Raw genomic sequence first — 14,654 nt, 5'->3', positions numbered from 1 at the left:
ATGTGAACCTATTGACAGCCATTCAAGAGAAAACTGACTTTAAACATTTATTTTTAACAAATTCAAGCATTGAAAATTATGAATCACAAATGAATCACGCGATGAATTCTGTTACAGCAATAATGACATCCAGATTTCCATACAGCGGGCACAGTCCTTTAGATGTAAAAGTTGGGATTGAACGAGCTTTTCCTGAATTTCAGCCTATGATTAAGCAAAATCATCAAGCTGTTTTTGAAAAGCTCGCGCATTCCATCGCTGCAAATACAATTCATGTAAGCCATCCGGCATGTGCAGCACATCTTCATTGTCCCCCGATGATTTCAGGGCTTGCGGCTGAGGTGATTATTTCCGGGTTAAATCAGTCGATGGATTCCTGGGATCAAAGCGGTGCGGCAACAATGGTCGAACAGTATGTGATGAATGGGCTATGCAAGATGTTTCAGCTTCCAAAAGGAGACGGCGTGATGACGAGCGGCGGAACGCAATCCAATTTAATGGGATTGCTTCTTGCCAGAGAGAAGGCTGCAGCAAAGTTATGGGGCTGGAATATTAAAAAGCAGGGCCTGCCGAGAGAACACTATCGTCTAAAAATCCTCTGCTCAGAAGTCGCGCATTTTTCAGTACAGCAGGCAGCATCCATTTTAGGTTTGGGAGAAGATGCTGTTGTATTAGTAAAGGCAGATAAAAAGTACCGAATGTGTATGGAAGACCTGGCTTCCTGCATTGGATTGCTGAAACAGCAGGGTGACTTGCCATTTGCGCTGATCGGAACTGCAGGAACAACGGACTTCGGGAGCATTGATCCGCTTGATGAAATGAGCAAATTGGCTAAAGCTCACGATCTCTGGTTTCATGCGGATGCTGCTTACGGAGGAGGTCTTGTTTTAAGTGATACAAAGAAGCAGAGATTAGCAGGTATTGAGCAAGCCGATTCGATTACAGTAGATTTTCATAAAATGTTTTATCAGCCTATCAGCTGCGGAGCATTTCTAGTGAAGGATCGTGACTCATTCTCTTTTATCAAACATCATGCGGATTACTTAAATCCGATTGAAGACGAGGATGATGACATCCCGAATTTAGTATCAAAATCGATTCAAACGACACGGCGTTTTGATGCATTAAAGCCATTTTTGTCATTTCAATTAGTAGGACAGAATGAGTGGGCGGAAATGATTGATCACACGATGGAGGTGACACAGAAAACGTATGAGGTGCTGAGAAAGGATCCTGAGTTTGCTGTCTATCATCAGCCTGAGCTTAGCACGGTCGTTTTCAGATACATCGGAACCGGCATGCTTTCAAAAGAAAAACTGAATCAATTAAACTATCATATTCGCGAAATTCTCTTAAAAAACGGAGAAGTTGTCATGGCAAGGACAAAGGTGGGGGGCGAAGCATGCCTTAAATTCACCTTTTTGAATCCATTAACAACAATAAAGGATGTTCAAACGATTATCAGTAAAATGAAAGAAATTGGAGACTATGAATCAAGGAGGCTGCAGGATGAACAGAATTGAAGCAATCGCACTTGCTGAAAAGGCTACCTTGCAAAGCTATTTAAATTGCTATTTGCGAGAGACAAACAGCGGGAACATTATATCAAGTGAAATAATACCTGAAGAAATAAGCGAGAAGCATGATGGAAAGTGGATTCATATTTCTTTAACCAATCAAAAGTCGAACCTATTTATTCCTGTATTATACGTTTCAGAAACAGAACGTCATTTGTTTGATTACCCGGTGTATTGCGAGACAGCGGCAATCGACTACATAACATGTATAGAAAAAACACTGAAAGAATTGAATGCTGATCAATCTGCATCATGCGGAAAAAATGAAGAGCTGCTTTTGCGGGTCAAGCAAAGCTGTGAATCAATGGCTCACTTTATTCACGAGCGTGCGAAGGACGAGCTTTACCAGACTGCATTTGATTTTATTGAAGCAGAACAATCCCTGCTATTTGGCCATTTGCTTCATCCCACACCAAAAAGCAGACAGGGAATGACAGAAACGGATATGAAAGCATTTTCTCCGGAATTAAAAGGGGCTTTTCCTCTTCATTATTTTAGAGCTCACGTTTCAGCTATTCTGGAAAAATCAACATTATCTCATTCAACAATTGATCTCATTAAACAGATGGTCAAAGACGATCATGAAATCAGTCAGGATTTTAAAAAGAAATACGCTGGTCAAGATGAATATGCATTGATCCCGATCCACCCATGGCAAGCAGTGTATTTGCTTAAAGATCCGAATGTTCAAGCATTGGTGCAGGAAGGTAAACTTGAAAATCTGGGGCAGCATGGACGAGCTTTTTATGCGACATCATCCTTGCGAACCGTCTATCATCCAGACGTAAACTTCATGCTGAAGTTTTCACTCAACATTAAAATAACAAATTCAGTAAGGGCAAACCTTTTAAAAGAGCTTGAACGCGGAGTCGAAGTGAAAGAGCTGATGAGTACTGAACTTGGCCAAGAGTTATCAGACCGCTTTCCTGAATTTGAAATCATACAGGATCCGGCCTTTATCACATTAAAACTGAACGATCAGCAAGAGTCAGGATTTGAAGTGATTCTTAGAGAAAATCCTTTTTACAAGAAGAATGCTAAGCATGCTACGGCCATCGTGTCTTTATGCCAGGACGGCATTCAGCCTAAAACTTCAAGACTAGTAAGCATCATTCGAAACTTGGCGAAAACGGAAAACCGAACAACTGAAGAAACTAGCACGGATTGGCTGCAGAGGTATCTTGCAATCTCGTTAAGACCGATTCTCTGGCTCTATTTTGAAAAGGGAATTGCTCTCGAAGCTCATCAGCAAAATAGTGTTGTACATTTAGAAAACGGATATCCATCCAGATTTTATTACAGAGACAATCAAGGGTTTTACTTTTGTGAATCAAAAGAGCATGAATTAAAATCATACCTGTCTGGAATTGGTTCGAAAAGTGAGACGGTTTGTTCAGATGCTGTGGCAGATGAACGTTTGCGCTACTATTTCTTTTTCAACCATTTATTTGGACTTGTGAATGCTTTTGGCGCAGGAGGATTAGCGGATGAAACGGTTTTACTGAAGCTCATTCGGGAAGAATTGGAGAATCAGTCCATTTCAGCTGAACATCCCTCTAAATTGTTGAGTACACTGCTTGAAGATGAACAACTTCCTTGCAAAGCGAATCTATTAACGAGATTTCATGATTTAGATGAACTTGTAGGACCGCTTGAAACACAGTCTGTTTATGTTCATGTCCGTAATCCTTTATTTATGAAGAAGGAGGCATTTGCCGCAAAATGAATCAACTAGAGATAGGGTTAACCATTTCTTTTCGAAAAGCAGAATTTGAAAAGGACGCTGCGATGCTGCATAAATGGCACCATGAACCACATGTCATCCCTTATTGGAATCAAAATTTTCCATTTAGTCAATTTACGAAGCATTTGAAAAAGCTATTAGCTGATGATCATCAAACACTATGGATCGGGATGATTGACGGAAATCCGATGAGCTACTGGGAATCATATTGGGCGAAAGAAGACGTGATAGGGAAGCATTATGAAACGAAACAATATGATCAGGGTGTTCATTTGCTCTTCGGTGAACCTGCTTATCTTGGAAAAGGCCTTTCACTTCCAATGCTTCGTGAAATGGTAAAGCAGATGTTTACAGACAAGCGGACTGAACGGATTGTTGCTGAACCGGATAGCCGCAATGAGAAAATGATTCATATTTTTCAAAAATGCGGATTCAACCCGCAATATGAAATAAAGCTGCCAGATAAAAAAGCACTTTTTATGATTTGTACAAGGGAAGAATTCGAAAGGAGGCTAAATGATGGTATATGACGTAATCGGCATTGGACTAGGGCCATTCAACTTAGGCATGGCAGCCTTGCTGGATGATGCAGAGGATATAAATGCCCTGTTTTTTGATCAAAAGCCCCAGTTTAATTGGCATGAAGGCCTATTAATAGAGGGGACAACCTTACAAGTTCCGTTTCTGGCAGACACGGTATCTATGGTAAAGCCGACAAGCAATTACAGCTTCCTAAACTACCTGCACCATCAAAAAAGGCTCTATCATTTCTACTTCCTCGAATCATTTCACATCCCTCGGAGAGAGTATAATCACTATCTTCAGTGGATTGCAGCTGAATTGGAAAGCTGCAGGTTCGGAAAACGTGTGACAGATGTTGCCTATGAAAATGAAGTTTATAACGTGTTCGTTGAAGATGTTCTGACAGGAGAGACGGAAAAATATGCTTCCAGACATGTCGTTTTAGGTATGGGCAGTGCTCCATATCTTCCTCAATGGACAGCAAAAGGAAACGTTGAAAGCATTTTTCACTCTGCTGAATTTTTGCATAGGAAAGAAGAGGGCTTAAAAGCAGACTCGATTACCATTATCGGATCAGGTCAAAGTGCAGCTGAAATTTTCCTTGAGCTCCTTCAGGAACAAAAAGAACAAGGCTATCAATTAAATTGGCTGACCAGGTCTCAGGGTTTCTTTCCGATGGAATATTCAAAACTCGGTCTTGAACATTTTTCGCCTGACTATACGGAATATTTCTACGGCCTGCCTCAGGGATTAAAGGATACAATTGTGCCAAATCAGGATTCTCTTTATAAGGGAATCAGTGCCGATACAATTGCGTCTATCTATGACCTTTTATATGAAAGAACAATTGCAGGAAAAAAACCAGATGTGCATTTGCTGGCAAAAACGGCGGTTTCTGATATTACATTAGATGGAACGGATTTACTCGTGCAATGCCATCAATGGGAGCAGGGTGAGTCATTTGATCTTCACTCAGATCTCGTCATTGCAGCTACTGGCTATCAAACAGTGTGGCCGAGAGCTTTTTCAAATCTATCAAACTTAATGAAGTGGGACAGCAAAAACCGTCCAGTTATTTCAAAAGATTATGAAGTAGAGCTTCTCGAAAAGAGTATAAACAAAATCTTTATCCAAAATGGTGAAATGCATACTCATGGAGTAGGGGCTCCAGATCTCGGTTTAGGTGCTTACCGTAATGCAAAGATTATTAATCAGATCGCGGGGAGAGAAGTGTACGAACTCCCTGAAAAAAATGTCTTTCAGCATTTTGGAGCAGGACATATCGTTCGCAGTAAACTAACTGTATAGGAGAGTGAGAGATGTGACTACTAAACAAGTGTGGAATGCAGAGCATTGGAAAAAAGCAAGCAGACGGCTGCTTGCTAAAATGATTTCCGAATTTTTATATGAAGAAATGATTGCGGCAGAGATAATCGATGGGAAACATATGCTTACTTTTGATAGTGGAGTCTCCTATCGATTTATCGCAGAAGAAAGATTGATGGACAGTTTTTGGGTAGACGAGCATTCAATTGAAACGAATAAAAACGGTTTATGGGAGCAAGCAGTCAACCCTATTGAATTTTTACTGGAGCTGCAGAAACAAATCAAAATCAAACCATTTACAGCAGCTTATTTAATAGAAGAATATAAAAGAACATTGCTTGCAGATACTCATATTATTGCTAATCAGCAAAATCGTTCAACCAAGGACTTAATTGATATGGATTATGCGGAGCTTGAAGGGGAAATGACAGGGCATCCATGGATTACATATAATAAAGGGCGGATTGGTTTCTCCTATTCCGACTATCTGCAATATGCACCTGAACAAAAACAGCATACTTCATTAAGCTGGATAGCTGTTTCCCGGGTATGGGGTACATTCCATTCAACGGAAGAAGTTGATTATGAAAGTTTAATAGAAAGCGAGCTAGGGGAATCTGCATCAAAGGACTTCAAAGATCAATTAAAGAATGAAGGGTTGCTTCCTGAAGGTTACTTCTTTATGCCTGTACATGAATGGCAGTGGAATCATGTAATTGTTCCATTATTTTCAGAAGAGCTTTTTGAGAAAAGAATCATCTTCCTTGGCACCGGATCTGATCAATACTTGCCTCAGCAATCCATTCGGACATTTGTGAATATGGATCATAAAGAAAAGTACCATGTAAAACTGCCTATGAGTATTTTGAATACACTTGTTTATCGGGGATTGCCATCAGAGCGGGTGGTCCTGGCACCGGAAATAACAGCCCATATTCAAGGAATCCAGGATAACGATTCTTTTCTGAAAAATACTTGCCGCGTCATCCTGCCTGGAGAAGTAGCAAGCATGAATTACCATCATCCTGATTATGTCAAACTGAATGGCGCTCCATATCAATTTTTGGAAATGCTAGGAGTCATTTGGCGTGAAAGCATTTACTCATTTCTAGACGAAGGCGAACAGGCGATCACACTCGCTGCCCTTTTATATGTAGGGGAGGATGGAAAGTCGTATACACTTGAAATGGTTGAAAAGTCTGGACTTACGGTCAAGGAGTGGACAAAGCAGCTGTTTGACGTCCTATTGTCGCCGCTGCTTCATTATCTCTATCAATATGGAACTGTTTTTTCACCGCACGGGCAAAATACAGTTGTCATCTTAAAAGACTATAAACCGCATCGTTTAGCTGTAAAGGATTTCGTAGATGATGTGAACATCAGCGATCAGCCTTTGCCAGAGCTGAATGCAATTTCTGCAGACCTTAAACATGTGCTGAGAAGTGAAGCTCCGGAAGGATTATGCCAATTTATCTTTACAGGCTTATTTGTCTGTCATTTCAGATATTTATCAGATATCCTTCATAGAAAGGGAAATCTTGACGAGAAGGAATTTTGGAGTTTACTAAGGTCTACGATTCTTTCCTATCAGGAGCAATTCCCGCATCTTCAAGATCGCTTCCGGCTATTTGATTTACTGCGGCCTTCATTTAAAAAGCTGTGCCTGAATCGAAATCGCATGATCGAGTACGGTTACGGTGATGGAGATGACCGTCCGCATGCATCCGAATTTGGAAGAGTGAGGAATCCGTTGTCTGCTCCTGAAACTGTCATTGTATAAATTTAGAAAGGCTCTTTTCGAAAAGTTTGTTGCTTTTAGAGAAATGGTTAAAATCTTTAGTGGATTGTAGCGGAAGGCACTTGACTCCTGCGGGAAATATGGGGAATGGGAGACCCCACAGACATAGCCGAGGAGGTTCCCATCCCTCCCCGCAGAAAGCAAGTGCCCGCAGCGGAAATCCACGGGTAAAATCAAAAACAACAATCAATGCGAAAACAGCCATTAGAAAAAAAGAAGAGGCCTTCAAGGTCTCTTCTTTTTTATGCATAACACTTACCAAACTGCATAAATAACTTACATAACATTATTAAAACTTGAATATATTGTGCATAACAATTATAATCGCTTATAAGAGCTTAAATCTTAAATTATTGTACAAACATTTCTGAAAGTTAGGTGAGCATTTTGTATCAGGAAGAACGGTTAATTTCCATTCTTGACTATTTAAAAGAAAATAAACGAATCACAGCAGATCAAATCTGTTCCCTTTATGATGTTTCAAAGGACACAGCTCGCCGTGACCTTGTGAAGCTTGAAGAACAAAAGCTGATTATCCGCACAAGAGGCGGAGCCATATTGCCAAGTTCGCATAAAGAAATCAAAGATTACCACAATCGCCTTCTAACGGTGTCACATGAAAAAGAATTAATTGGACGGAAAGCTGCAAGCCTTATCCGGGAAGGAGACCGAATTATATTAGATGCATCAACAACTGTTCAGGCTTGTGCGGAATTTATTGACGTTACAAATGCTGCAATTATTACAAATTCAATCAATCAGGCCGATATTCTATCAACAAAGCCTGGGATACAGATTCATTTACTGGGTGGTGAGCTTCAGAAGGAGCATCGATTTTTATATGGATCCTCTGTTGTAGAAAAGCTTTCTAAATATCAGGTTGATAAAGTCTTTATCGGGGTTGTCGGTATATCAGAGAGAGGGTTATCGATTGCCCATGAAGAGGATGGCATGGTTAAACGGAAGATGATTAATCAGGCTAATCAGGTAATTGCGCTCGCCGATCATTCTAAGCTTGGTGTAACAGACTTTTTCTTATATGCAGATTTGCATGAAATTGATTTGCTTATAACAGATAAAGAACCTGAGAAGGCATTTAGAGACTTACTGGATAAAAATAACGTGGAATTGCTCGTAGCAGAGGAGGAAATGGAATGACAAAACTAATAGCCATTGATTTAGATGGAACATTATTAAACAGTCACAATGAAATAAGCGCTGAAAATCTGAAAGCGATAAAAGCTGCACAAAAAGAGGGAATCGAAGTTGTCGTAGCAACGGGGAGAGCGCAGTTTGATGTTGTTGAAATTTTTAAGAATTCAGGGGTTAAAACATGGATTATCGCTGCAAATGGAGCAACGATTCATAATCCGAATGGCGAATTGTTTCATTCTCAGCCAATGGAAAAGGAGACTGCAGGAGAAGCCCTTCAATTCCTGGAAGAAAATGATTATTATTACGAAGTGTTCGGCAAAGATGCCATCTATACCCCTCAAAGCGGAAGAGAGCTTTTAAGCATAGAAATAGACCGGGTGAAAAGTGCGAATCCCAAAACGGATCGAGCCATGCTTCTGCAGGCAGCTGAAAAACAGTATAGTCAGTCAGGCTTTGAGTTTGTCGATTCATTTACGAGTATTCTTGATAAAACAAGCGATATCTATAATATTTTAGCCTTTTCTTTTCATAAGGAAAAACTTGAAGCTGGCTGGGAAAGATTTAAAGACCGCGAAAATGTAACGCTTGTTACATCAGCAGCTCACAACTTTGAATTGGAGCACAGATTAGCTTCGAAGGGGATTGCACTTGAAAAACTGTCTGCACATCTGGGCATTGATCTTAAGGATACGGCAGCAATCGGCGACAGCATGAACGACAAATCGATGCTGGAGATTGCCGGTAAAAGCATTGCAATGGGAAATGCCCGCCCTGAAATAAAAGCGATCTGCCAGGATATTACCCTGACAAATGACCAGGACGGGGTAGAGCTTGCGATTAAACGAATGTTGGATGCTTTGCATCACGTATGACCTAATAATATCGTATTTTGTCGAATCGTCTTTATATTGAAAAATTCGGGCTTTAAATCTGGAATTTGGGGCTTTATATTTAAAAAATTCGAGCATATATTCTAGATTTTGGGCTATATTCAAAATTCCTGGCATAAAAGGAAGCACCTTTTAAACATTAAACCTATAAAAACAAAAAAGACCGGCCTCATGTCAGGCTGGTCTTCGTTATGTCCGCTGAACATCCTCATTTGCTAAAGGATACCGCAACCCTCGAACTGTTGTATGTCGCTGCGCTGTCTTGCTTTATGAGATTGTCTTTGCAAGCTGCAAGGATTCGCTTGTATCTGAAAAGATATTGACAGAGCTGTTTCATGATATTTGGCACAATCCTTTAAAATTTTCACAAGTACATATGTAACTGCAGCTATTCTTGCTGCCTGTAAGGAAAAAGTAAGAGAATGTCAGAACAGCCTTAAATCCTGCAAAACGAGTTAGCCTTCATTGCTTTGATAAATAGGTAGAAAAATTGTAAACGAAGTACCTGAATCAGGTTTACTTTTCACATGAATAGTTCCCTTCATCGCTTCAATGATGCTGTAAGACACCATCATTCCTAGACCTGTACCATTTGTTTTCGTCGAAAAATAAGGTTCTCCAAGGCGAATCACCTGTTCTTCAGACATGCCTTTCCCCTGATCTGAAATAATAATTTTAACGTGTGTGAGCCCTTTTGTTGTCTTCACCTCTAATGTACCTCCGGCAGAGTGGGACTCAATGCCATTTTTAATTAAATTAATCAGTGATTGTTTTAGCTTTAAAGGGTCGCCAAGAACTAGAATGTCATCTGAACAAAAATGTTCTATTAATTGCACGTTTTCCATTTGGGCAAGTGGACTCATAACATTCAGGCAGTTTTTGAGTTCTGAGTGAACATCAATTGGGTCATTATTTTCAGCTTCAGGCCTTGCAAATGTTAAATAGTCTTTAATGATGTTTGTCGCACGATCCAGCTCATTTAACGAAATTTCTATGTATTCTTCTTTTTTTTCCTGACTGATATCATCATCACGAAGAAGCTGCAAAAATCCCTTTGTAGTCGTTAAAGGGTTACGAACCTCATGAGAAATGCTGGCTGCTAAATGGCTGACTACTTCGAGCTTTTCAGCTTTGATGATCCTTTTTAAGAGATTGAAGTTTTGAACAATCGTTTCAAATAAGACGGTACCTATTACTGTGGCAATCAAATGCAAAACGAAGAGTTCAATGTAAAATTCTGAATGGAATGATAATCCATATGACAAATATATTTGAATGATCGTTAGTAGCATAGACAGCAAAACAATGGATACCGCTAGAATTAATTTCTTTCTCAGCCGGCTTTTTAAATAATAGGAAGAAAGCATTGGCACGAAAAGAACAAGCAAACCTGCCATCACAACGGTCGTAATGATGCCATTTCCTCCTATGATCACCCTGGTCGTAGTCGTAACAGCAAATAAAAAGATTCCGAGCGGATATCCACCGTACAATAACCCCATCACTAACGGAATTCTCCTGAAATCAAAGAAAAATTCATCTTCAATCTTAAATGGATAAAGCATGCTTAGAATGACCGCAAGAGCTGGCAATAAAGCAAATAACCATTTGTTCATTTTTTTGTTTGTCTCTTTTCTCATATACAACAGCTGTATAATCAACAGCGGGGAAAAAACGAGTAAAAAATTAAGTAATACGTCCTTCATATCCATTTCGCTTTCACCGTACCTGCATCAGTATAGGAAAATAAATCTATCTATTAAAATATATATCATATTCACTAGAGAATGATAGAATATTCTAAAAGACTTATAAAATCATAATCCAGGAGAGAATAAATGGGCCAACATTTTATAAAGCTGATAGATAAAGAAGAATACTCTCATGCAGCTGTGTTATTACAGACAGATCATGTCTTGAATGCCTTAATCATAGAAGACTTAACAGAAGAACATATGATGATTTACGGTCAATATCAGGAGGGCCATTTGAATGCTATTTTGATGATTTACCCAGAGAAAATCTATTATTACTGCGCAGTTCCAGATCTGCCATTGGGTGATTTTACAGTGATCATTCAGGAAAGCGGCATCCGGAAAATTGTTGGGAAAAAAGAAATAGTCGATCGCTTTAAAGATCACTTCAAAATGGATCTTGAAAGCGAATCCTGCATGCTTCGGTACAGCGGTTCCTATGATTTGCAATTTCCAAAAGGGGTCAAAAAGATTACCAGCCTTGAAGAGTGCAGGAGGCTATATGACTTGTTCATGGAGGTCGATGAATATAAAATGATTGGCCCGAATGAGGATTTCTTTGCCAGTGATCATTTTCAAAACATTGAATCAGGCAAATTAATAGTATTCTACCGGGAGGAAGAAGGAAAAATGGTGTCGACTGCTGGAGTTTTCATCGAAAGCAGTGAAACAGCGATTATTGTTGGTGTAGCTACTCCGCTCGTTTATCGCAGAAAGGGCTATGCATCAGACGTCATACAGGCGATCTGTCATGATCTGGCTGGAGAAAATAAGTCTATATATTTGTTTTATAACAACCCGGAAGCTGAAAATCTCTATAAGAATCTTGGATTCTATGAAGCTGCAAAGTGGAAGGTGCTAAGCATATCAGAAGAGTCCCTAAGCTGAAAATTCAATTGTAGTTTAGGAAATAATAAAAGGTAATAGATTGTGGAAAATAAAATAAAGTTATCTGCGTCGAGCTACCGCGCCAACCTCCCCGGCCAGAGCGGATCTGCCATGCCTGCGCTGACCAAGGCGCCTGCGCTTTTGTTCTGATGGTCTTAGTGTCAGATAATCTGCGATAAAATACTTGCACGAAAGCGAAACTTCAGATATGCTTAAAAACAATTATTCATTTATTTAAAAAATTTAATATTTTTAAGCGATAGGTGCTAATGGCAAGAAGAAGATTCTGTCTTAGCTTAAAAGGGAAGATCGGTGAAAATCCGACGCGGTCGCGCCACTGTAATGGGGAGAATTCTATAAGAGCCCACTGTTTTTCCGAATGAAAAATGGGAAGGGAATAGAATACAATGAACCTGAGTCAGGAGACCTGCCTATCGTATGCACTTCATGCCTACGCGAAATAGGGAGGGTGATGCGATATGTTGAAACCTGTCTTGTGTCTCAACACAAGTTAACTGTGTCCATCAAACTCTCTTCATGCAAGAGAGTTTTTTTATGCACATTGAAGTTGAGTAACGTTAAGAAATGGGGGAACGGCTATGAGCATTGTAAATTCAAATTTAGGCTATCCGAGAATTGGTGAAAAGAGAGAATGGAAAAAGACGCTTGAAACGTTCTGGAGAGGTGATTTATCCGAGGAGCAATTTGAACAATCCATGAAAGAAATCAGACTGACTCATTTGCAGAAGCAAAAGGATAATGGCATTAATCTCATTCCGATTGGAGATTTCAGTTATTACGATCATGTGTTGGATACGGCGGTCTTATTCGGCTTGATTCCAGAAAGATTTAAAGAGAAAGATGCCAATTCACTGCGTACATATTTTGAAATAGCCCGCGGAAGTAAAGAAGAAGTGGCAGCTGAAATGACAAAATGGTTTAACACAAACTATCATTATATTGTTCCTGAGCTTGATGAGTCAAAACCTAAGCTAACAAATAATCGGCTGCTGAAGCTATACCATGAGGCAAAAGAAGAACTGGGTATTAACGGCAAGCCTGTTATTGTAGGTCCGCTAACTTTAATCACTCTATCAAAAGGGACGAATAAGGAATCCGTCCTGGATAAACTAATTCCTCTCTATATCCAAGTGCTTCAGGACCTTGCAGATGCAGGTGCAGAATGGATTCAGATCGATGAACCTGTATTTGTAACACCAGCTGCAGATGCTTCTCTTTTTGCAAAAGCAAAAACTGTTTATGGAACCATTCGAAAAAAGGTAACAAAGACAAAGCTTCTTGTACAGACTTATTTTGAAACTGTTGACCACTTTAGCGAACTAGTTAGTCTGCCGGTAGATGGAATTGGTCTTGATTTTATTCATGACAGCGGAGCGTCGCTGGAAAAGCTGAAAACAGCTGGGTTTCCAAAGGATAAAGTACTTGCTGCAGGCATTATTGATGGACGAAATGTTTGGAAAGCGCCCCTTCAAAATACAGTAAAACTAGTAAACAGCATTCTAGAGACAGTTGACCGGGAACGATTGATCCTTCAGCCTTCATGCAGTCTTATTCATGTGCCGGTGACAGTCAAATCCGAAGAGAATCTTGATCATCTTGTCAAAGAAGGTCTTTCTTTTGCAGATGAAAAGCTTGCTGAACTAGAGCTTTTAACGAGATTTTTAAACTTTGAAGCTGAGGATGGAGCACTTTCCGATTACGATAAGGCGACTGAGAATTTATCTTCTTCTTCACTTAGAAACCAGATCGAAGTTGAGAAAGCGATGAAGCAGTTAGATACGTTCACAACTGAAAGACCCGAAGCTGAGCTTCGCAAAAAGCTTCAAAGCAAGCGATTTAACCTTCCGCTGCTGCCTACAACGACAATCGGGAGCTTTCCGCAAACAAAAGAGGTTCGTGCTGAACGGTTAAAATGGAGAAAAGGAGAACGTTCAGATGAGCAATATAATCATTATATAGAACAAGAAATAAAAAAATGGATTGATATTCAGGAAAATCTGGAATTAGACGTTTTTGTTCACGGAGAGTTTGAACGAACTGATATGGTAGAATTTTTTGGCGAAAAGTTAACTGGAATTGCGATTACAACGTTTGGCTGGGTTCAATCCTATGGCTCGCGGTGTGTCAGACCGCCAGTTATTTACGGAGATGTTTTACTTGAGGAGCCGATGACAGTAAAAGAAACCATTTTCGCTCAAAGTTTGACTGATAAACCAGTTAAAGGAATGCTGACGGGTCCTGTTACAATCTTAAACTGGTCATTCGTGCGAAATGATATTCCTAAAACGGATGTGCTCAACCAATTGTCGCTCAGTATCCGTAAAGAGGTTGAAGCTCTTGAACAGGCAGGAATTGCGATGATTCAAGTGGATGAACCTGCTATCCGCGAAGGTCTCCCATTAAAAACGCAGAACTGGGAGCAGTACTTATCAAATGCAGTAACAGCCTTTAAACGTTCAACTGCGTCCGTTCAGCCGGACACACAAATTCATACTCATATGTGTTATTCTAATTTTGAAGATATTATCGAAGCAATCGATGCTTTAGATGCAGATGTGATTTCGATTGAAACATCAAGAAGTCACGGTGAACTTATTGATTCTTTTGAGAAATACTCATATGAAAAAGGCATTGGACTTGGTGTCTATGATATTCATAGTCCGAGAGTGCCGACAGCAGAAGAGCTGGTCAAAAATATTGAAAGAGCCCTGCAAGTGTTAGATCCCGAGCTCTTTTGGGTCAACCCGGATTGCGGTTTAAAAACAAGGGGAATATCAGAAACTGTTGAAGCATTAAAAGTAATGGTTGAAGCAGCTAAAAGCTGCAGAGAAAAAGCTGGGAAAGCGGCAACTGTATAAGTAAAAAAGCAGCAGGGGTTAGAACCTGCTGCTTTTTTAAATTTATATTCCTAGCCTTTTTTGACATTTATAAAAAGGCCGTTAATTAATTCTAATTAACTGATTTCACCCTTTTTTCTAT

At 39.8% G+C, this 14,654-nt stretch carries 10 protein-coding genes and 1 riboswitch; of the genes, 9 read left to right on the top strand and 1 reads right to left on the bottom strand.

Annotated elements, in window-relative coordinates; genetic code table 11:
- Positions 1 to 11: 11 nt before the first annotated feature.
- The 7 genes from CYJ36_RS07390 (at position 12) to CYJ36_RS07355 (ending at position 8,994) form a co-directional block, all read left to right on the top strand.
- Positions 12 to 1,523: a pyridoxal phosphate-dependent decarboxylase family protein gene (locus CYJ36_RS07390; RefSeq protein WP_101566330.1), complete on the top strand. Its 1,512-nt coding sequence runs from the start codon at positions 12 to 14 to the stop codon at positions 1,521 to 1,523.
- On the top strand, positions 1,510 to 3,303 hold the full coding sequence (locus tag CYJ36_RS07385) for an IucA/IucC family protein (protein ID WP_101566328.1): 1,794 nt from the start codon (positions 1,510 to 1,512) through the stop codon (positions 3,301 to 3,303). The genes CYJ36_RS07390 and CYJ36_RS07385 overlap by 14 nt, the downstream gene beginning before the upstream one ends.
- Positions 3,300 to 3,851 carry a GNAT family N-acetyltransferase gene (locus tag CYJ36_RS07380; protein ID WP_374702787.1) on the top strand — a complete coding sequence of 184 codons (552 nt, stop codon included), beginning with the start codon at positions 3,300 to 3,302 and terminating at the stop codon, positions 3,849 to 3,851. The genes CYJ36_RS07385 and CYJ36_RS07380 overlap by 4 nt, the downstream gene beginning before the upstream one ends.
- Positions 3,841 to 5,151 (top strand): lysine N(6)-hydroxylase/L-ornithine N(5)-oxygenase family protein, encoded by a 1,311-nt coding sequence (locus CYJ36_RS07375; RefSeq protein WP_257962415.1) that lies wholly within the window; start codon positions 3,841 to 3,843, stop codon positions 5,149 to 5,151. The genes CYJ36_RS07380 and CYJ36_RS07375 overlap by 11 nt, the downstream gene beginning before the upstream one ends.
- Before the next feature lie 13 nt (positions 5,152 to 5,164).
- Positions 5,165 to 6,949, top strand: coding sequence for an IucA/IucC family protein (locus CYJ36_RS07370; protein WP_224773289.1), 1,785 nt, complete (start codon positions 5,165 to 5,167; stop codon positions 6,947 to 6,949).
- Between the two features lie 405 nt (positions 6,950 to 7,354).
- The gene (locus tag CYJ36_RS07360) at positions 7,355 to 8,125 is read left to right on the top strand and encodes a DeoR/GlpR family DNA-binding transcription regulator (RefSeq protein ID WP_101566322.1); all 771 of its coding nucleotides are present in this window, start codon (positions 7,355 to 7,357) and stop codon (positions 8,123 to 8,125) included.
- Positions 8,122 to 8,994 carry a Cof-type HAD-IIB family hydrolase gene (locus tag CYJ36_RS07355; protein ID WP_101566320.1) on the top strand — a complete coding sequence of 291 codons (873 nt, stop codon included), beginning with the start codon at positions 8,122 to 8,124 and terminating at the stop codon, positions 8,992 to 8,994. The genes CYJ36_RS07360 and CYJ36_RS07355 overlap by 4 nt, the downstream gene beginning before the upstream one ends.
- A 473-nt stretch (positions 8,995 to 9,467) precedes the next feature.
- Here CYJ36_RS07355 and CYJ36_RS07350 read toward each other — a convergent pair whose 3' ends face one another.
- Positions 9,468 to 10,652, bottom strand: a complete 1,185-nt coding sequence (locus tag CYJ36_RS07350) for an ATP-binding protein (RefSeq protein ID WP_257962428.1) — start codon at positions 10,650 to 10,652, stop codon at positions 9,468 to 9,470.
- 198 nt (positions 10,653 to 10,850) lie between these two features.
- Between CYJ36_RS07350 and CYJ36_RS07345 the strand changes: the two genes are divergently transcribed.
- Together CYJ36_RS07345 and metE are read left to right on the top strand one after the other, a co-directional pair.
- Entirely contained in the window at positions 10,851 to 11,654 is an 804-nt protein-coding gene (locus CYJ36_RS07345; RefSeq protein WP_101566316.1) for a GNAT family N-acetyltransferase, read from the top strand.
- Positions 11,655 to 11,898: 244 nt separating this feature from the next.
- Positions 11,899 to 12,103, top strand: a riboswitch (cobalamin riboswitch).
- 150 nt (positions 12,104 to 12,253) lie between these two features.
- The gene (gene metE / locus CYJ36_RS07340) at positions 12,254 to 14,533 is read left to right on the top strand and encodes a 5-methyltetrahydropteroyltriglutamate--homocysteine S-methyltransferase (protein ID WP_101566315.1); all 2,280 of its coding nucleotides are present in this window, start codon (positions 12,254 to 12,256) and stop codon (positions 14,531 to 14,533) included.
- Positions 14,534 to 14,654: the final 121 nt, after the last annotated feature.

Source organism: Bacillus sp. UMB0893 (assembly GCF_002858905.1).
Lineage (GTDB): Bacteria > Bacillota > Bacilli > Bacillales > Bacillaceae > Bacillus_P.
The sequence above is the reverse complement of the archived record's forward strand: the minus strand, read 5'-3'. Positions and strand labels throughout refer to the sequence as shown.